This window comes from Thermaerobacter sp. FW80 (assembly GCF_004634385.1).
Taxonomy (GTDB): Bacteria; Bacillota; Sulfobacillia; order Thermaerobacterales; family Thermaerobacteraceae; genus Thermaerobacter; species Thermaerobacter composti.
Genome location: NZ_CP037895.1, coordinates 1,684,460 through 1,702,948 on the forward strand (window position 1 = coordinate 1,684,460; position 18,489 = coordinate 1,702,948).

An 18,489-nucleotide genomic window follows, 5' to 3' on the forward strand; every position below is an offset into this window, starting at 1 on the left:
GGGCGTTCATCGGCGGTGGAACCGGTGCGGGGCAGGCTACGCAGAAGGGCGGGTACCCGGGCATGGCATGGCGATGGCCGCGGACGGGCGTGGACGTGGGGACGACGGGCGTGCGCTGGGCTACCTACGTGCCGCAGACCGGTCGCGTCGAGCCCAACCGGCAGGGCGGCGGTGGGGTGGTGGCCGCCCTCCCCGCCGATCAGGCGGTGTTCCGGCTGGTGGAGATGCCGCCCCTCCCGGCGCGGGAGCGCAAGGACGCTCTGCGCTGGGAGCTGCAGCGCATCCTCCCCCTCCCCGTCGACGAGGCCGTCTACGACTGGGTGGAACTCCCCACGGTCGACGGCGAGGCGTCACGGGAGCCGGGCGGGGGGGCGGCCGTCCGCGCCGGTGGCCCCGGCGCCGCCGATCCCGTGCGGTTCGCCGTCAGCGGAGCGGCGGTCGCGGCGGTCGACCAGCGGCTGGATGCTCTCCGACGCCGCCGGATCCGCCCCGCGGTCCTCGAGCCGGAGTGGGTGACCCTGTGGCGGTGTGCCTGGTGGCTGGGTTGCGCTCGGGCGGAGCCGGCGCCCGTGGCCGTCATCGACTTCGGGGCCACGTCGACCCGCCTGGCGGTGGTCGACCCGCGAGGGAACCCCGTGGCCTTCCATCGCTCGCCGGTGGGAGGGCTGGCCCTCGAGGAAGACCTGGTCCGTACCCTCGGGGAACTGCCCTCGGCGGTGCGACGGCTCCTGGCGTCCGACGGCGCCCTGGGGCTCGAGGACCTGCAACGCAGCCAGGCGGTGGCTTCCCTGCTGGGCGACCTGGCCCGCACCCTGCGCCGTGCCCGGGCGGAGCTGGGCGGGCCCTCGTCGCGGCTGGAGCTGTGGGGCATCGGCGGCGGCGCCCAGTGGCCGCCGCTGCGGGAGGCCGTGGTCGAGGCCCTGGGCGATCGACTCCGCGTGACCGGCGCCGAAGGGGGAGCCGATCCCTTGGGGGCCCTGCCGCCGCGCTGGGTGATGGCGGGGGCGCTGGCCTTGTGGGGAGCGGATCCGGCAAGGCACCGTCACCGGACGGCCGTCGCGGCGCCGACCGCAGGGGACGATCCCACCGCTGGCCTCGATGGTCCGTCCCGTTCGATGGCGCGGGCGTCGGCGTCGAGGGCAGGGGGTGCGGGGGTGGGGGGACGCGTTGACAGCCAGCCATCGGGGGCGTGACCTGGCGAGGCCGTCGGGCCGGAGCCCGGCCTGGGTACCGCGGATGAACCTGCTGGCGCCGCGGCTTCCGGCCCGTCGCATGCAGGTGGCGGCGCGGTGGACCGTGGCGCTGGCGATCGTGGCCCTCCTCGACCTGGGGGTGGTCCTCGCCTGGTTGGCCGTCGGCGGCCTCGCGGCGGCCGCGGAGCAGCGCCTCGCCCGGGCGGAGGCGCGCCGGGCCGCGGCCGAGGCGGCCATGGCGCCGCTGCTGCCCACGGTCCAGGAGAAGGTCCGCCTGGAGCGGCGACGGCAGGCTCTCGAGGCCATCGGCTCGGCACCGGTGGAGGCGGCCGCGGTGGTCGCCGCGGCGCGGGCCGCTCTTCCCGACGGAGTCCGGCTGATGCAGCTCGAGTTCGCTGCGGCGGACGGATCGGTGCGCCTCCAGGGCGAGGCGCCGTCCTTCGCGTCGGTCGATGCCTACGTCGCCGCCCTGCGCCAGAGCGGATTCTTCCGCCAGGTCTGGGTCCAGCAGGTCCGTCGCGAGGGCGCAGGGGCGGATGGGGTGGCGTTCGACCTCGGCGCCCGGGCGCCCAGGGCCTGGGTCCCAGCCGGGGAGGGGGCGTCAGGGCGCGAGGGCGGGCCTTGACCGCCGGAACCGTCGCGCGGGGACGGGCCGTGACCGCCGGAACCGTCCGGGGCCGTCTTTCTCTGGATCCATGCGAGGGAGAGGAAGGGAGGCGGCGCGCGGGTGCGCAGACTCCTCGCCACCGACCTGCTCGGGGCGTACGGGCGGCGGTTGCCCCTGGCGCGTCTGGTGCCGGTGCTCTGCATCGTCGCCATCGCGTTCCTCCTCGGCTTCACAGGGTTCATCCTTGGTCCCGCCGTGCGGCACCTCGTGGATCTGCATCACCGGGCCGCGGCGGCGGAGGCGGCGGCCGCGGCGGCAGAGTCGGCGTATCGCAGCGCCGCGCAGGCGGTGGCGGGTGTGGACCAACTGGCGGCCCAGGTGCAGGTGCGGGAGTCGCAGCTGGTTCCCGCCGCGGATCTCGCCGGGCTCGCGGCGCGGCTGGCGGCCCTGGCGGCGGACTCCGGCGTGACGCTGGAGGCCATCCGGTTCGAGGGATACGAGCCGCTGGACGAACCCGCCCCATCGGGCGCGGACGCCGAAGGGGACCGACACGGCGAGCCCTCGACCGATCCGGCGACGGACCCGACCGGGGGCGGCGGGCTGTCCGGCGAATCGGACGAGGTGGACGGGACAGAGGAGGGGTTCGCGGGGTCCGAACAGGGGGGGCCCGGCGCTCCGACGGTGCCGGCGCCGGCCGAAGGGGCCGGTTCGTCCGATCCACCGTACGGCGCCGTGACCTTCGCGGCCACCCTGCAGGGCCCGTGGCCGGAGGTCGAGGCCTGGTTGCAGCGGGTCGATCGGGAGGAACCGGCGGTGTGGGTCGAGGGCTTGGCGATCGGCGTGAGCGACGCGGGGGATCAGCGCGTGGAGCTGTCCGGCCGCGTGTGGGTGACGGGGGAGGCGCCGTTCCCCGTCGCACCCCCCGAGACGCGACCCTGACGGCCAGCTATCGCGGTGATCCGCCCGGAACCGCGGGCTGCCCGGCGCGTCGCCGCCAGCCCACGGGGCATGGGTCCCGCGCGAGTTCGCCGAGCGGCACGTCTCCCGACCTGGACCCGAACCCGTCCCCGGCTGTACCCGTACGCATCGCCGGCCGACGGGGCGTGGGCGTTCCCGTCGGCGGCTGACGAGGCGTGGGAGCCGCGCCCGATCCCGACCTCGCGGAACGGCCCCCTACTCAGCGCCTGCCGTGCCCCGTGATCAGCGCCTGCCACGCCCCGTCGCGTTCGGCCAGGACCATGCCCTCACGAGCAGCCGGTGGCGCCATGCCCCACCCCTCGCGCAACATCGTCTTCACTTCCTCGGCGGTGTAGGGGAAGAGTTCCACCGGTACGGCTCCGGGCGGGTACGGGATGCACCGATGGCGTTCGTGAAAGGCCACGTCGGACTGCTTCAAGACGATGAGCAGGTCCACGTCGCTGTGGGCGGTCGATCTTCCAGACCCTGACTCGCACAGTAGTCCACCACCTCGCTGGCCAGCCGGATCGCCTCTTCGGCATCTTTCGCAGTGTAATGCTGGCCTGCCGGTCCTGCGGGGTGGGCGTCTGGGGACCTCGTGGGAATGTAGAGCCGGTCGAGGATGGCCACGCGTTCGATGAAGGCATCGTCCGGCTTGACGTCATCCGGCAACGCGTCGAGGAGCAGGCGGATGGAGTGTCCCCAGGCCACCTGCCCTCTGGCCAAGTGCAGGGCCTTGAGGGCTGCCTCCGCCGCTTGGTGGGCTGCAAAGCAAGCCCAGGCGTGGTCCCCTGCATCGCGGCTATGGTTGGCATGCCGCAGGTTGAGTCGCGCCTGGGCCAGCCAATCGCGGGCTCTGTTCACTCCCCATGCTCACTCCTTCGTCCAGGCCGGTTGCTACGTCCAGTATAACCGTGACGTCTATTGCAACCGTTCTGCGCTATCGTAGATCGCCTTTTGGCGATCCATCGCGGGAGGTGACGGCCGAGGCGACTTCAACGGGGCGCTGCGTTCTTCCGGATTTTCTATCTTTTGTCTTTCATCAATGCCGATTCGACAAGGGGCTTTCCATGGCGACATGCCCCGCGACCCGCGGCCGGCCCGTCGTTGGCCCGCCCAACACGGGACGGTAAACTGGACGAAGGATCGCGATCGCCCCGGAAGACCGGAAGGGAGAGGAGCCATGCCCAGCTTACCTCGCGTCGCCGTGATCCTCGCGGGCGGCGAGGGGCGCCGACTGTGGCCGGCCAGCACGCCCCAGCGGCCCAAGCAGTTCCTGCGGCTCTTCGGGGGCCGGACGCTGCTGGAGGCCACCTGGGAGCGGGCCCGGGCGGTGCCCGACCTCGAGGACGTCTGGGTGGTCACGGGGGCTCCCTATGCCGAGCTGACGCGCTCCGCCTTGCCCGACCTGCCTGCGGAGCACCTGGTCATCGAGCCGTCGGCGAAGAACACCGCCCCCGCCCTGGCACTGGTGACCGGCTACCTCAGCCGGCGCTACGGGGACGCGGCGGTGCTGGTCCTGCCCGCAGACCACTACATCCCCGACGTAGCGGCCTTCGCCGCGGCGGCGGACCGCGCCCTGGCGGTGGCCGCATCCCAAGACGCTCTCGTGACCTTCGGCATCGAGCCCACCCGGCCGGAGACCCAGTACGGCTACATCGAATTGGACGAACCGGCCCCTCCAGCCCCTCCAGCCCCTCCGGCCCCCTCGCCGGCGACCCCGGCATCGCCCGCGGTCGCGGCACCGGCGTCACGGCAAGACGGCCGGGTGGCAGGCGGTGGCGCCGGAGACCCTGCTGCGGACCATGGGGCGGCGTCCCGCATGGGCTCAGGGGATGGGGCCGCCGCTGCCGGGCCGGTGTCCGCCGGGGGAGGCGCCGACCGGGCCTGTCGGGTGCGCCGGTTCGTCGAGAAGCCGGGGCCCGAGCAGGCCGCCGCCTTCCTGGCGTCGGGCCGCTACCTCTGGAACAGCGGGATGTTCGCGTGGCGGAACGCGGTCTTCCGCGCCGAACTGGAGGCGGTGGCGCCGGAGCTGGCGCGGCTGGCACGGCGGGTGGCCGCGGGCGAGGCCCAGGCGGCATGGGAACCCGATTGGCACGCCCTGCCGGCCATCTCCGTGGACTACGCCGTGCTCGAGAGGGCCCGCTCCATCTACTGCATCCGCGCGGGCTTCGCCTGGGACGACCTGGGATCCTGGTTGGCCGTCGACCGCCACGGCCCCCGCGATGCCCACGGGAACGTGGTCCTCGGCGGGGCGCCGGCGGTGGTGCAGCGTTCGTCCGGCGTGACGGTCCTGGCCGAGGACGTGCCGGCGGTGGTGATGGGCGTGCGCGACCTGATCCTGGCGGCGACCCGCGACGGCGTCCTGGTGGCGGGGAAGGACAGCCTCGCGGGACTGCGCCAGGCGCTGGACGCCCTCGCCGCACGGCTTCGGGACGCCGAACGGCCCTGCGGCCCGCCACCGGCGCCCGTCGTCCGGCGGATGCCGGTCACGGACCCCTGAGCCGACGGGGGCGGGGGCGCCGGGGGAAGGATCGCCGTTCCCTCGCCGCGAAGGGGACTTCCCGAATGGGAAACCCAGCCTGTGGGATTCGGTAGGGAACGGCGGGTGGTCCATCGAGGAGGGTTGGTCCCTTGCGACGCACCGTCCGGAAGGCCGTGATCCCGGCCGCGGGCCTCGGCACGCGCTTCCTGCCGGCGACCAAGGCGCAGCCCAAGGAGATGCTGCCCGTGGTCGACAAGCCGATCATCCAGTACGTCGTCGAAGAGGCCGTCGCCGCGGGCATCGACGACATCCTGATCGTCACCGGGCGCGGCAAGCGCGCCATCGAAGACCACTTCGACCGCGCCATCGAACTGGAGTGGCACCTCGAACGGGGCAACAAGGACGAGATGCTGGAGTGGGTGCGGTACATCGCCGACCTGGCCGACATCCACTTCGTCCGCCAGAAGGAACCCCTTGGCCTCGGGCACGCGGTCCTGCAGGCCCGGCGCCACGTGGGCGACGAGCCCTTCGCCGTCCTCCTGGGTGACGAGATCTTCGTGGGGGACGAACCGGCCCTGGCCGAGCTCATCGACCGGTTCCACGAGACGGGTTCCAGCGTGGTGGCGGTCCGCGAGGTGCCGCGGGAGCAGGTGCGGCGCTACGGCGTGGTGGACGGCGAGCCCGTGGGCGACCGGCTCTTCCGCGTGCGGGACATGGTGGAGAAGCCGGAACCCGACGAGGCGCCGTCCAACCTGGCCATCGTCGGCCGGTACATCATCGAGCCGGAGGTCTTCGACCTGCTGGAGCGGGTGGGGCGTGGCAAGAACGATGAGATCCAGCTGACCGACGCGCTGCGCCTCCTCGCCCGCCGGCGAGCCGTCTACGCCTGCCCGGTGCGGGCCCGGCGGTACGACGTGGGGGAGAAGCTGGGCTTTCTGCAGGCGACGGTGGAGTTCGCCTTGATGCGGCCGGAGCTGGCGCCGGCGTTCCGCGACTACCTGATCCGGCTGGTCGGCGACCTCCAGGCTGGGCGGTGGCCGGCCGCGGTGGACCAGGCAGCGGCCCGGCAGGCGGGCCCGGCGCCTCTCAAGCGGGAGGGATAGGGGCCGTCCAGCCGGCATGAGAGGGGAGCGGGATCCGTTGCTTCTCAAGCCCCCGCGGCTTCGCATGGGCGATACCGTGGGCGTCGTGTCCCTGTCGGCGCCGGTGGTGGCCGAGTGTCCCCGTCGCTACCGGCGGGGGCTGCAGGAGCTCGAGCGGCGCGGGTTCCGCGTCCGTCCCGGTGCCCACGTCGCGGCCCGGCACGGCCACACGGCGGGCACGCCCGAGCAGCGGCTGGCCGACCTCCACGTCCTCTGGCGCGATCCGGAGGTCCGGGCCATCCTCAACACCATCGGCGGATACAACTCGCACCACCTGCTGGAAGACGTGGACTACGAGTACATCGCCCGCCACCCGAAGCTCTTCGTCGGCTACAGCGACATCACGGCGATCCACGTGGCCCTTCATGCCCGAACGGGGCTGGTGACCGTTCTCGGCCCGGCGCTGCTGCCCCAGTTCGGCGAGTATGGCGGGGTGCACGCCTACACCTGGGAGCACTTCCAGCGCGTCACCATGCGGGCCGAGGCGCCGGGGGAACTCCGCCAGTCTCCCGAGTGGACGGCCGAGCACCTGCGTTGGGACGTGGAAGACGATCGCCCTCGCCGCTTCATCCCCAATCCAGGACCCCGAACCTTGCGCCCGGGCCGTGCCGAGGGTCCGATCCTGGCCGGCAACGCGGGCACCCTGCTACTCCTCGCGGGGACGCCGTGGTGGCCGCGGGTCGACGGCGTCATCCTCTGCCTGGAGGCGGCTGAGAGGGAGGGGAGCCGGTGAAGCTCAGCCCCTCCCAGCGACACGGCATCCGGGTCCGAATTGATTTTGCATGAAGATATCCCCCTACGGGCTGCCCGTGCGCCGCATCCCCGGCCGGGCCGTCGCCGCAGCCTGACGCGCCCGGTCCAGCAGGCGCCGCCCTGCCTCCACCAGGTCGGTCACCTCCGGGGACCGCAGCACCACCAGAGCCAGCAGGTAGGCGACGCAGCCGACGGCACCGGGCCCGGCCACCAGCGCCAGCTCCACCGCGGCGCCCGCCGCCCCGTCCGCCAGCGCCGACGGGTGGATCTGCCAGTGGGCCAGCAGCGCCCGGTACGCGCCGTGCATCGCCACGCCGGACGCCGCGGCGGCCATCGCCACCCGTCCCGTCGACGCCAGGAGCCCACCCACGTCGACGGCTCCGTAGCGCCGGTCCAGGTGGGCCACCAGGAGCACCAGGCCGGTGGTGAAGGAGAGCGTGGTGGCGAGGGCGAGGCCCGTGATGCCGAGCCACGGGCCGAGCACCAGGTCCCCTGCGACGTTGACCCCCATGGCCACGAGGGCCACCCGGGCCGGCGTGCGGCCGTCCCGGGCGGCATACAGCGCCCGATTGGCCAGGTCGCGCAGGGCCATGGGCACGAGCCCCAGCCCATAGGCGGCCAGCGCGAGGGCGGTCAGCGTGGCGTCCTGCGCATCGAAGCGGCCCCGCCCATAGACGAAGGCCACGATGGGATCCCGCAGCACGACCAGGGCCACGGTCATGGGTGCCAGCCCCACGGCCAACGCCCCCATCCCGCGCTGCAGCAACCGCCGGAACGCCGCCCCATCGCCCGCCTCCGCCACCGCCCCCAGGGAGGGGTACACCGCCTGCACCAGCGCCATGGCCACCAGGCCGTGGGGCAGGGTGACCACGCGAAAGGCGTAGTTCAGGGCGGAGATGATCCCCTCGCCCAGCGTGGACCCCACCATCCGGTCGACGAAGACGTTGACCTCGCTGACGGCGGCGCCGAGGAAGAGGGGGGGCAGCAGGCCGGCGATGGTGCGGAGGCCGGGATCGTCCCAATCCAGGAGCCAGCGGTGGCGGAACCCCACCCAGCGGGCCTCGGGCAGCTGGATCAGGACCCGCAGCAGGGATCCCACGGTGAACCCCGCGGCCAGCGCCCAGGGGCCGTAGGTCGTCCCGAAGAACGCGGCCGCCGCGATCATCGCCAGGTTGAACGGGATGCCCGTGGCGGCGGGGCCGGTGAAGCGCCGGTGGGCGTGCAGCAGGCCCGTCAGGAGGTTCATCACCGTGACGAAGAGCGACGCCACCAGCAGGAGGCGGGTCAGCCCCGCGGCGAGCCGCACCTGCTCCGGGCCGAAACCCGGCGCCATCCACCGCACCACGGGCTCGGCCAGGACGCCGAGGAGGGCCAGGGCCGGCACCACCACCACGAGCACCGCGTTGGCCAGCGCGCTGAAGCTGCGGGCGGCTTCGCCCCGGCGGCCTGCGGCCACGTAGCCCGCCAGCACGGGCGTCGCGGCGGTGGCGATGGCCGTCGAGACCATGCCCAGGACCAGGTTGGGCACGCCCTGGGCCACCAGGAACGCATCCAGCTCGGGGCTTGCGCCGAAGACCGAGGCGTACACGGTCTCGCGGAGGAAGCCGAGGACGCGGCTGGCGGCCGTGAGCACGGCGATGATCAGGGTGGCGGCGGCGACGCCCTGCGCCACCGCGCCGGGACGTTCCCGCCGGCCGCCCACCGGCCGGCGCCGGCTTGGAGCCCGTTCCGACACGGCCCGCCCTCCCCCGGGATACGAACCGGGCGCATCCTGTCCGCTATCGTCGGCCACCGGCTCGGGGCGGTCAACTCCCCGCCGACCTGACCGATAACCGGGATTGATTCGGGACGAACGGGGGGGTGGCCCGTGGATCTCGGAAGCGTCGCCGGATTCGTCCTCGCCGTGGCGGCCGTCTTGATCGCCAACGTGATGGAAGGCGGTCACCTGAGCCAGCTGCTGAACCCCTCGGCGAGCCTGCTGGTCTTCGGGGGCACCCTGGGCGCGACCTTGGCCAGCGCCGGCCTGCAGAACGTGCGCCTCGTGCCGGCCGCCATCGCCTATGCCCTGCGGTCCCCGCGCCTCGAACCGCGGTCGCTGATCGAGAAGATGGTCACCCTGGCCCAGCAAGCCCGCCGGGAGGGGCTCCTCTCCCTGGAGGAAGAGCGCAAGAACCTGGACGACCCCTTCTTCGCCAAGGGACTGCAGTTCGTGATCGACGGCGCCGATCCCGAGATGGTGGAGGAGGTGATGGAGAACGCCATCCAGGCGGAGCAGCGGCACCACCTGGTGGCGGCGGGGGTGCTGGAGACGGCGGGTGGCTACGCCCCGACCATGGGGATCATCGGCACCGTGCTGGGCCTGATCCACGTCCTCGGCAACCTGGAGGACACCTCCAAGCTCGGCCCCGCCATCGCCGTCGCCTTCATGGCCACGTTCTACGGCATCGCCAGCGCCAACCTCCTCTGGTTGCCCCTGGCCAACAAGATCAAGGCCAACGTCCAGGCGGAGACGGAGGTGCGGCGCATGGTGGTCGAGGGCATCCTCTCCATCCAGCGGGGCGACAACCCCATGATCGTCCGCGAGAAGCTGGAGGCGTTCCTGGCCACGGGGTCGGGCGGCCAGGGGACCGGTCCCGCGGGGGCCGGCGCAGGGTTGGGTGGCGCGGCAGCCGGCGGCACGGCCGGCGCCCGCGCGGAGACGGGGACCCGGATCGCCGGGGTGGGTGACTGATGGCTCCACGCCGTGGCTGGGGATCTGGTCGCGACGCAACCGGACCGCCGGGCGCCACCTCCCTGGGCTTCGAGCGGGAGGCGGCCGAGGACCTCGGCGGCACCGCCGCGCTGCGGGGACGAACCGGCCGCCGCCGCGGGTGGACGGACGCGGCCGAGGCGGGCGGCCACGGTGGGGGCGGCGGCCACGAGGGGACGGGCAGCATGCGCTGGCTCCTCACCTACGCCGACCTCATCACCCTGCTCCTCGCCTTCTTCGTCGTCATGTACGCGATCTCCGAGGTCAACGCGGCACGGTACCAGGCCCTGGCGGCGTCGCTGCGGGCGGTCTTCGCCACCGCCGGCGAGGCCCTGATCGACACCGAGGGCCATTCACCCGATGCGCGGAAGGTCCTGGACGGGCTCAACCGGGACACCGGCCAGCCCTTTCCCCCGGTGGAACCCGGCGCGGCCGAGGCGCCGCCCGGCGACGCCGGTTCGTCCCCGCCGGTCACGGACGAGCAGGAGCTGGGATCCCGGGGCGTGCCGGCGGCCGGCACCGCCCTGCCGCCGATGACGGCCGAGGAGCGGCGTCGGCTGGAGGGGCTGGTGGAGCGGGTGAACGCCGCCCTGCGGGAGGCGGGACTGGGCGGCCGGGCCTCGGCGCGGTTGACCGACCGCGGCGTCGCCATCATCTTCGACGACCAGGTCTTCTTCGACCTGGGGCGTGCGGAGCTGCGACCCGAGGGCCGCGACCTGCTGCGTCGGCTGGCCCCCATCCTGGCCGCGGTGCCGGGGACCATCCTGGTCGAAGGGCACACCGACGACCTGCCCATCCGCAGCGGCCGCTTCCCGACCAACTGGGAGCTCTCCACCGCCCGCGCCACCACGGTGGTGCGGTTCCTCGCCGAGCAGGGCGGGATCGACCCGCGCCGCCTGGCGGCCGCAGGGTACGGCGAGTGGCGACCCCGTTATCCCAATACCAGCGCCGCCAACCGCGCCCGCAACCGGCGGGTGGAGATCGTCCTGTTGCGCCAGAGCCTGGACCCCACCGCGCGGATCGGCGGCGAGGGGACCCCGTGATCCCAAGGACGGCGCCCACCTCGGGGCGGGTCCGCGTGGTGGGGAGGGCCTGGGACAAGCGCCCGGCCGCCGTCGCCGCGACGGCACGCCATGCCGGGGCGGGACCGCTGACCGCCCTCGGCCCAGGAAATTGGGTCTCCGGTCCCAAGGCCCAGCCGTTGATGTTGCCAGCGACTCCCCTTAACTTGGATGACAAAGTGTGACAAATGATGGGTCTCTTACCGGCAGACGGGGCCAACGGCACCGGACGGGGGTGCGGATCCGGATCGCGCCCCGTCCCACGCCGACGACGGCAAAGGGAGGGGATGAGGTGGCACGTGCAGGCGGCGGTTCCGGTCAGGCCCGAGGTTCGCGGCATCCGGCAGCGACCGGGGACGCCTTCCGGCGCGACGGCGGACGGCAAGGCGCCGGGGGGTGCGGGACCCCGCCCGCAGGGCCCGCTTCGGCCCGGCGCCCGTCACCGCCCGCCAGCCCCGCTGCCCGGACATCCGGCCCAGCGTTGCCCGATGGCCACCCGTCCGCTGCACGGGGGGAGGGCAACCGCCCGCCGGCAGGGCGCACCGGTGAGCCCGTGGACGGCGCGGCGGCACCGGGCGGTCGGCGGACCGCGGGCCCGGGGGCCGATGCCGCGCAGGTGCGGGAGGCGGTCGCGCCGTACCCCGCGGCTTCGCCCCCGGGCGTGGACGAACCGGCCTCTCTCGCAGGGGAGTCCGTCGCCCACCTGGTGACCTCACTGCGTCGGCCGGGCGTCGCCGCCGTCCGCCAACTCCTGCACGTCCTCCTCCGGTATGACGAGGCGACCTACCGGCACAGCCGCCGGGTGGCCGCCCTGGCCTGCCGCCTGGCCCGGTGCGTGGGGTGGCAGGGCGACTCCCTGCGCCTTCTTGCCCTCGCGGGCATCCTGCACGACACCGGCAAGCTCGCGGTGGATCGCCGCATCCTGCACAAGCCCGGCCGGCTCGACCCGGACGAGTGGGAACTGATCCGGCGCCATCCGCTGGTCAGCGAGCAGCTCACGCAGCGGGTGGCCGGGCTCCCGATGGTGGCCGCGTGGGTGCGCTCCCACCACGAGCGCTGGGATGGGGGCGGCTACCCCGATGGCCTGGCGGGTCCGGCGATCCCGCCCGCCGCCCGCATCCTGGCCGTGGCCGATGCCTTCGACGCGATGGTGGGAGGGCGGCCCTACCACCGCCAGGTGATCACCGTCGACATGGCCCTGGCGGAGATCGAACGCAACGCCGGGCGCCAGTTCGACCCCCACCTGGCGGAGGCCTTCGTGACGATGATGGGGAGGGTCCGGGACGCCGCCGCGGGGCTGGAACCGTAGCCGCCGCGCAGCTGCTATAAAGGAGGTGTTGGGGGGCGAAGGCTTGTTCCGGTCTCGGCTGGCCAGGTCGGTCGTCATCATCTTCATCATCGGCGTCATCAGCCGTGTCCTTGGGTTCTTCCGGGAGATGGTGCTGGCGGCGGTCTTCGGGGCCAGCCAGGTGACCGACGCCTACACCATCACCTTCTCCATCCCCTTCGTGGTCTTCGCCGCCTTCGGATCGGCCATCACCACGGTGGTCCTGCCGCTGTTGGCCCACTATCGCGCCCGGGGGCGGCACGAAGACCTCCAGCGCGTGGCCTGGACCCTCTTCCACGCCCTGCTGGTGCTGCTGCTCGGCTTCCTGGCCGTGCTGATGGCCGGGGTCGACGTGGTGTTGCGCCTCTTCGCGCCGGGGTTCACCGGCGAGACCCTGGAGCTGGCGCGGCGGCTGGCGCTGATCCTATTGCCCGGCATCCTGTTCATGGGGATGAACGGCTGGCTGCAGGCGGTCCACAACAGCGCCCGCAGCTTCACGGCACCGGCCATGGTCGGCATCCCGATGAACCTGATCCTGATCGCGGGCACCTACTTCCTCGGCCGGCGGTTCGGCATCGAGGCGGTGGCCTGGGCGTCCCTGGCCGCCATGGCCTCCCAGGTGGTGGTGCAGTGGCGCGGGCTCGGCGCCCTGGGGTTGCCGTATCGCCCCATCCTGGACTGGCGCCATCCCGACCTGCGGCTGGTGCTCCGCCGCACGGGGCCGGTGCTGGTGGGAACGGGGGCGGTCCAGCTCAGCCAGATCGTCGACAAGGCCCTGGCCTCGGGGCTCCCCGCGGGCAGTGCCGCAGCCCTGACCTTCGCCCAGCGGCTGCAGGGCCTGCCGCTAGGCCTGGTGACCTTCCCGATCATCAACGTGATCTACCCCGAGCTGGCGACCCGCATCGCCCGCGGTGAGCGGCGGGGCTTCGGCGCCGCCCTGAACCGGAGCCTGCGCGTGCTCACCTTCGCCCTGACGCCCATCGCCGCCGGTCTGATCCTGCTGCGCATCGAGGTGACGCGCCTGGTCTTCGAGCGCGGCGCCTTCGACTTCCAGGACACCCGGCTCACCGCCTTCGCCTTGCTGTTCTACATGCTGGGCCTGGTGGGCTACGCCTGGCGCGAGCTCCTGGCGCGGGCCCTCTACAGCATGGGCGACACGTGGACCCCGGCCTCGACGGCGGCGGTGGCGATGGCGCTCAACATCGCCCTCAACCTGGTGCTGGTGCGCTTCCTCGCCCACGGCGGCATCGCCCTGGCGGCGTCGGCCGCCATGTGGTGGGGCGCGGCGATGCTCATGGTGCGCATCCGGCGCCGGGCCGGGCAGGTGAGCTACCGGGCGGTGGGCCAGGGCGCCGTCCAGGCCTTGGTGGCCACGGCGGCGATGGCGGCGGTGGTGGAGCTGGTCCGGCGCTCCGCCTTTGGCGAGCTGGCGCAGGCCGCCCGGGCCGGCGATCCCGTGGGCTTCGTGCCCCTCCTGACCGAGGTGCTGGTCCTGGCGCTGGTGGGTGCCGCGGCCTACGCCGCCGTCCTGCGGGCCCTGCGGGTGGAGGAGTGGGCCCTGATCCAGGATCTCGCCGCCCGGGCGGTTCGGCCGTTGAGCTCCCTCCGCGCCGCCCTGGGACCCGCCGCCGGCCGGGAGCCGGTCCCGCCCCAGGGGTCCGCTGCCGGCCGGGAGGTCGCTCCGCCCCAAGGACCCGCCGCGAGCCGGGGGCCGGCTTCGCCCGAGGGCTCCGCTGCCGCCCAGGGGGGCACCCCGCCCCCGGAACCCGCCGTCGGCCGGGAGCCCGCCGCGCCACCGGCACCCGCCGCCGGGTGGGGGTCCGCAGCGCCATCGGCACCCAGCGCCGGTCCGGAGTACGCGCCGCCGGCGGGACCCGTTGCCGACCCGGAGCCCGCCCGGCGACCGGGAACCGACGCCGTCACCGGGCCGCGAGGCGGGGAGGCGGTCGCGAACCGGGAACGCGACGGCTGCCTCCCGTACCCGGGCGCCACGGCCGACCGGGAGCGAGACGGCCTCTCTACCGCACCCGAACGCGAGAGCTGAGCGGGAGCGCGACGGTCCCCCCTAAGGAGCGCGACGTCCCCCCTTGTAACGGGGCGGCTGCGCGCCGATCCGCACGCCGGCCCTTGGATCTCCTGGGTCGCCGCCAGGGGCGGGGTTCGACCGGGTGAAGGGTTCGACGCGCCGTGGCGAATACAGGGGGAGACACCCTGTGTGTCCGCTGCGTCCGGCCTGGCGACGAGGATGTCGCGGTACTGGCGGCGCCCACGGGAAGCGGGCCGGCCGCGGCAGAGGGGAGAGGAGGGCCGTGCCATGGAGCCGACCGGCGGGCGTCGCTGCGGACCGCGGCGCATGCCGCGGCACCTTCTGCGCTGGCGACGGATCCGGACCCGGGTTCTGCGCTGGACGATGACCGTGGGCACCCTGCTGAGCCTGACCGCGCTCGCCGCCGTCGGCCCAGGGCGCGTCCCACCGGCCGCCGCCGCGACCCCGGCGGCCGGGTTGCGTCCCTCCGATCCGGGCTTCCCCCTGCAGTGGGGGCTCGCCAACGAGGGCCAGGCGGTGTTCGGTCAGCCCGGGACCCCGGGCGCCGACGTCGGCGTCCTGGACGCGTGGATCCTGACCCGCGGAGCCCCGACGGTCACGGTCGCGGTGATCGACAGCGGGGTACAGCTGGATCACCCGGACCTGGAGGGCGCCTTCTGGACCAACGCCGCCGAGGCCGCCGGCCGCCCCGGCCGGGACGACGACGGCAACCGCTACGTCGATGACGTCCACGGCTTCGACTTCGTCCACCGCGACGCCACCCTCTTCGACCCCGCCGACGGGGAGGAACACGGCACCCACATCGCCGGCATCATCGCCGCGCGGGCGGACAACGGCGAGGGCGTGGCCGGCGTCGCCCCCGGCGTCAAGATCATGGTGCTCAAGGTCTTCGACGGGCGGGGCGAGACCGACACGGCCACGGTGATCGAGGCCATCCGCTACGCCCGGCGCATGGGGGCCCGGATCGTCAACATGTCCTGGGGGGCGCCGGGCCCGGTCGACCCGGCCCTGTGCCGCGTCATCGCCCAATCGCCCATGCTGTTTGTCGCCGCAGCCGGCAACGAGGCCCAGGACCTGGACGTCGCCCCCTTCTACCCGGCGTCCTGCGAGGCGCCGAACCTGCTGGCCGTCGCCGCCGCCGAGAACCGCGGCCTGCTGCCCGTCTTCTCGAACTATGGGCTGGAGGCGGTGGACGTGGCGGCGCCGGGCTGGTCGGTCCTGAGCACCCTTCCCACCCGGGACGAACCGGCCGGCACCGGCCAGGAACCCGACCCCATCCCCCGCCAGCCGGGCCTCGGCCGCGGGACCTACGGCTGGATGCACGGCACCTCCATGGCCACCCCCTTCGTCACGGCCGCCGCGGCCCTGGCGGCCAGCCGCTACCCCTGGCTCACGCCCGAGCAGCTGGCGCAGCAGGTGCTGTCGACGGCCCAGCCCTTGCCCGGTCTGGAGGGCTGGGTGGGCACGGGCGCCATGGTCTCCGCCGGCAACGCCGTGTGGGCGGAGGCGGTGGCCCCGCCGCCCTTCCGGGACGTCACCGCCGGCATGGCGCTGTACGACGAGATCCTGCGGGCGGCGCGGCTGGGTCTGGCCCAGGGCTACTCCGCCACGCGCTTCGCCCCGGACGAACCGGTCACCCGGCACCAGTTCGCCAAGCTGATCGTGGGCGCGGTGGAGCGGGCGACGCGCCGGCCGCTGCCCGACCGGCCGCCCGACGGCACCCCGGCCCCGGACTTCCCCGACGTGGACGAACGCGACGGCAACCTCGGGCCCTACGTGCTCAAGGCGGCGGTGGCGGGGTGGATCCAGGGCTACCCGGACGGCACCTTCCGCCCCCAGCGGCCCATCACCCGCCAGGAAGCGGCGATCGTCGTCGCCCGAGCCCTGGGCCTGGGGGAGGCCCCCAACCCCTTCGTCGACGTCGCCGGCCGCTTCGCCGGCACGGTGGGGGCCGTGGCACGGGCCGGGATCATGCAGGGCGTGCGGGTGCGCGGGGTGCGCTACTTCTACCCGCACCGCTCCATCACCCGGGCGGAGGCGGCGGCCGTCGCCCTGCGCGCCCACGACGCGCACCCCCAGGGCGCGGCCGCGCGATGACGGCAGGCCCTCCTAAAAAATCCTCCATAAAAACGCGATACCAGGAGAAGGAAGGCTGGCCCTCGGTGTCGAATTCACGTCGGTGACCGGCGGGTTCCGGGGGCATGGGTACCCCGGCAAGCGCGGTGGAGCGGCCCGGGGGAGGGCAGGTCCCCCGGGAACGGCGCGGCAGGGCGAGGGGCAGGCGCTCCGTCCTCCGGGAACCCGTCCGGCACGCGAGGGCGGGCCTTCGAGCAGGCCCGCCCTCGCGTTTGCCGGGGCGGGTCGGGAGGGACGCGGCCGTGGGGTGCCTGCGGGGCCGAGTCCCCACCCGTACGGCGGCCGCCGCCCCGGCCGTCGCGACCGGATGCCCGCTGGCGGGAGAACGCCGGATTCCCGTCCCCGGTGCGGGGACGGCCGCCGACGCGCGGCTGAGGCGCCGCGGGGTCGTGATGGTGGTGACCCGGGCCGATCGCATCGGCGGGGCGCAGGTGCACGTCTTGCACCTGGCCCAGGGCCTGCGCCGCCGGGGCATCCCCGTCCGCGTGATCACCGGACCGCCCGGTCCCTTCACCGACGCCCTGCACCGGGCGGGCATCCCGTCCCATCCCGTCCCGCACCTAGTCCGTCCCGTCCGTCCGCTGGACGACCTGCGTGCGCTCCTCGCGATCCGCAGCCTTTTGCGCCACCACCGGCCGGCCCTGGTGGCCGCCCACTCGACCAAGGCCACCTGGCTCGCTCGGCTCGCCGCCGCCACCCTGGGCATCCCGTGCATCGTGACGGTGCACGGCTGGCCCTGGGACGCGACAGCGGGGCAAGGCGGCATCCTGCGGCGCCTGTCCGTCCGCCTGGCCCTGGAGGGTGAGCGCATCCTGGGCCGCCTGGCGGCCGCGGTGATCACGGTGTCCCGCCACGACCGCGAGGAGGGCCTCCGGCGGCACCTGTTCGACCCCCGGCGGGCGGTGGTGATCCCCAACGGCGTTCCGCGACCGGGTGCCCGTCCGGGGCTCCGTCCGGGACGCCGTCGGGGACGTGAAGCCCGCTTCCCGCTGCGTGCCGGCTCGTCCGGCTCCGGCGATCCGTCCTGCGGGCAGCTGCCCGCTTGCGCCGAAGGGCTGCTCTGCGGAGAGCTGTCCGCTGGCGCCCAAGGGCCGCCCTGCGGAGAGCCGCCCGCTGGCGCCGAAGGGCCGTGCGGGCGGCCCTTGCGGGTGGTCATGGTGGCGCGCTTCGAAGCGCCCAAGGACCACACCACCTTGCTGCGGGCGGTGGCCTTGCTGGAGGGACGATCGCGAGCGGAACGGGGCGCCCGGCGGGTGCCGGCCGCCGGGCACGGGCCCTGCTGCCCTTCGGCACCCTCACGTGGTGCCGAGCCGTGGGCATCCTCCCTGGCGGCGACCTCGTGGGTCGTCGAGCTGGTTGGCGATGGACCCGGCCTGGGTCCCGCGATGGACCTGGCCCGGCAACTGGGCATCGGTCATCGGGTCCGCTTCCTCGGCGTTCGGGGTGACGGCGCGGCCGCCGTCGTCGGGGCCGCGGTGGCGGTGCTCTGCTCGCACCGGGAGGGGCTGCCGCTGGCGGTCCTGGAGGCCATGGCGGCGGGTGTGCCCGTGGTGGCGACGGCGGTCGGCGGGGTGCCCGAGGCCGTGCGCCACGGGGTCACGGGCTTGCTGGTTCCTCCGAACGATCCGGCCGCGGTGGCCGGTGCCCTGGCCCGCCTGCTCGCCGATCCCGTGTTGCGGCGTCGGATGGGCGTCGCCGGATCCCGGCGCCACCGGGCTCGCTTCACCGTCCATCGCATGGTCCGTGCGACCCTGGCGGTATACCGGTCCGTGGTGGCCAACGACCTGCGACAGTCCATGCTTCGCCAGCGTCAGGAGAACCCGAGCATCGTCCCTGGCGCTATCATGGGGACGTGGGCACGGCAGATCCGCCGGGGCGGATCGACGTCGGCGGGTCCCCTTGAGGAGACCTCCATGCAACGTGACCAGGCGGGAGATGGTCGTAGTGGACGACCGATCGGCGGCTGACGGCTCCCTTCCCGACCCCCGCGACGGCCGGAAGCACCGCAGGCCCCCAACGGGAGCCGATCCCG

General features: G+C 74.2%; 15 protein-coding genes. 12 read left to right on the top strand and 3 right to left on the bottom strand.

All coding sequences use genetic code 11. The annotated features are described in order from the left end of the window. Window positions 1-62 precede the first annotated feature (62 nt). The 3 genes from E1B22_RS07065 to E1B22_RS07075 all read left to right on the top strand — a co-directional run bounded on the left by E1B22_RS07065 (window position 63) and on the right by E1B22_RS07075 (window position 2,739). Window positions 63-1,193, top strand: coding sequence for a hypothetical protein (locus E1B22_RS07065; RefSeq protein WP_135225093.1), 1,131 nt, complete (start codon window positions 63-65; stop codon window positions 1,191-1,193). Window positions 1,194-1,236: 43 nt separating this feature from the next. Then, complete coding sequence (locus tag E1B22_RS13895) at window positions 1,237-1,818, top strand: PilN domain-containing protein (protein WP_167758872.1); 582 nt, start codon at window positions 1,237-1,239, stop codon at window positions 1,816-1,818. Between the two features lie 102 nt (window positions 1,819-1,920). Then, window positions 1,921-2,739, top strand: a complete 819-nt coding sequence (locus E1B22_RS07075) for a hypothetical protein (RefSeq protein WP_135225095.1) — start codon at window positions 1,921-1,923, stop codon at window positions 2,737-2,739. Window positions 2,740-2,977: 238 nt separating this feature from the next. Here E1B22_RS07075 and E1B22_RS07080 read toward each other — a convergent pair whose 3' ends face one another. Beyond that, on the bottom strand, window positions 2,978-3,196 hold the full coding sequence (locus E1B22_RS07080) for a hypothetical protein (protein WP_243123224.1): 219 nt from the start codon (window positions 3,194-3,196) through the stop codon (window positions 2,978-2,980). Then, on the bottom strand, window positions 3,193-3,621 hold the full coding sequence (locus tag E1B22_RS07085; RefSeq protein WP_135225096.1) for a HEPN domain-containing protein: 429 nt from the start codon (window positions 3,619-3,621) through the stop codon (window positions 3,193-3,195). Before E1B22_RS07085 ends, E1B22_RS07080 begins: the two co-directional genes overlap by 4 nt. A 319-nt stretch (window positions 3,622-3,940) precedes the next feature. On the opposite strand from E1B22_RS07085, the gene E1B22_RS13710 reads away from it, so the two are divergent. From E1B22_RS13710 to E1B22_RS07105, 3 genes are all read left to right on the top strand, one after another. Next, the gene (locus E1B22_RS13710) at window positions 3,941-5,260 is read left to right on the top strand and encodes a mannose-1-phosphate guanylyltransferase (RefSeq protein ID WP_256369282.1); all 1,320 of its coding nucleotides are present in this window, start codon (window positions 3,941-3,943) and stop codon (window positions 5,258-5,260) included. A 131-nt stretch (window positions 5,261-5,391) separates the two neighbouring features. Then, a complete protein-coding gene (gene galU / locus E1B22_RS07100; protein ID WP_135225097.1) occupies window positions 5,392-6,345 on the top strand; it encodes a UTP--glucose-1-phosphate uridylyltransferase GalU in 954 nt (317 codons plus the stop codon). 37 nt (window positions 6,346-6,382) lie between these two features. Continuing rightward, entirely contained in the window at window positions 6,383-7,117 is a 735-nt protein-coding gene (locus tag E1B22_RS07105; protein WP_243123225.1) for an LD-carboxypeptidase, read from the top strand. Between the two features lie 63 nt (window positions 7,118-7,180). On the opposite strand, the gene murJ (E1B22_RS07110) is transcribed toward E1B22_RS07105, so the two are convergent. After that, window positions 7,181-8,872, bottom strand: a complete 1,692-nt coding sequence (gene murJ / locus E1B22_RS07110) for a murein biosynthesis integral membrane protein MurJ (protein ID WP_135225098.1) — start codon at window positions 8,870-8,872, stop codon at window positions 7,181-7,183. A gap of 132 nt (window positions 8,873-9,004) precedes the next feature. On the opposite strand from murJ (E1B22_RS07110), the gene E1B22_RS07115 reads away from it, so the two are divergent. From E1B22_RS07115 to E1B22_RS07140, 6 genes are all read left to right on the top strand, one after another. After that, window positions 9,005-9,868 (top strand): flagellar motor protein, encoded by an 864-nt coding sequence (locus E1B22_RS07115; protein ID WP_135225099.1) that lies wholly within the window; start codon window positions 9,005-9,007, stop codon window positions 9,866-9,868. Next, window positions 9,868-10,929, top strand: coding sequence for a flagellar motor protein MotB (locus E1B22_RS07120; RefSeq protein WP_135225100.1), 1,062 nt, complete (start codon window positions 9,868-9,870; stop codon window positions 10,927-10,929). The genes E1B22_RS07115 and E1B22_RS07120 overlap by 1 nt, the downstream gene beginning before the upstream one ends. Window positions 10,930-11,563: 634 nt before the next feature. Next, window positions 11,564-12,256: an HD-GYP domain-containing protein gene (locus E1B22_RS07125; protein ID WP_243123226.1), complete on the top strand. Its 693-nt coding sequence runs from the start codon at window positions 11,564-11,566 to the stop codon at window positions 12,254-12,256. Window positions 12,257-12,299: 43 nt separating this feature from the next. Beyond that, complete coding sequence (gene murJ, locus E1B22_RS07130) at window positions 12,300-14,318, top strand: murein biosynthesis integral membrane protein MurJ (RefSeq protein ID WP_243123227.1); 2,019 nt, start codon at window positions 12,300-12,302, stop codon at window positions 14,316-14,318. 270 nt (window positions 14,319-14,588) lie between these two features. Further along, on the top strand, window positions 14,589-16,418 hold the full coding sequence (locus tag E1B22_RS07135) for a S8 family serine peptidase (RefSeq protein WP_243123228.1): 1,830 nt from the start codon (window positions 14,589-14,591) through the stop codon (window positions 16,416-16,418). A 431-nt stretch (window positions 16,419-16,849) separates the two neighbouring features. Continuing rightward, the gene (locus E1B22_RS07140) at window positions 16,850-18,424 is read left to right on the top strand and encodes a glycosyltransferase family 4 protein (protein ID WP_243123849.1); all 1,575 of its coding nucleotides are present in this window, start codon (window positions 16,850-16,852) and stop codon (window positions 18,422-18,424) included. Window positions 18,425-18,489 lie beyond the last annotated feature (65 nt).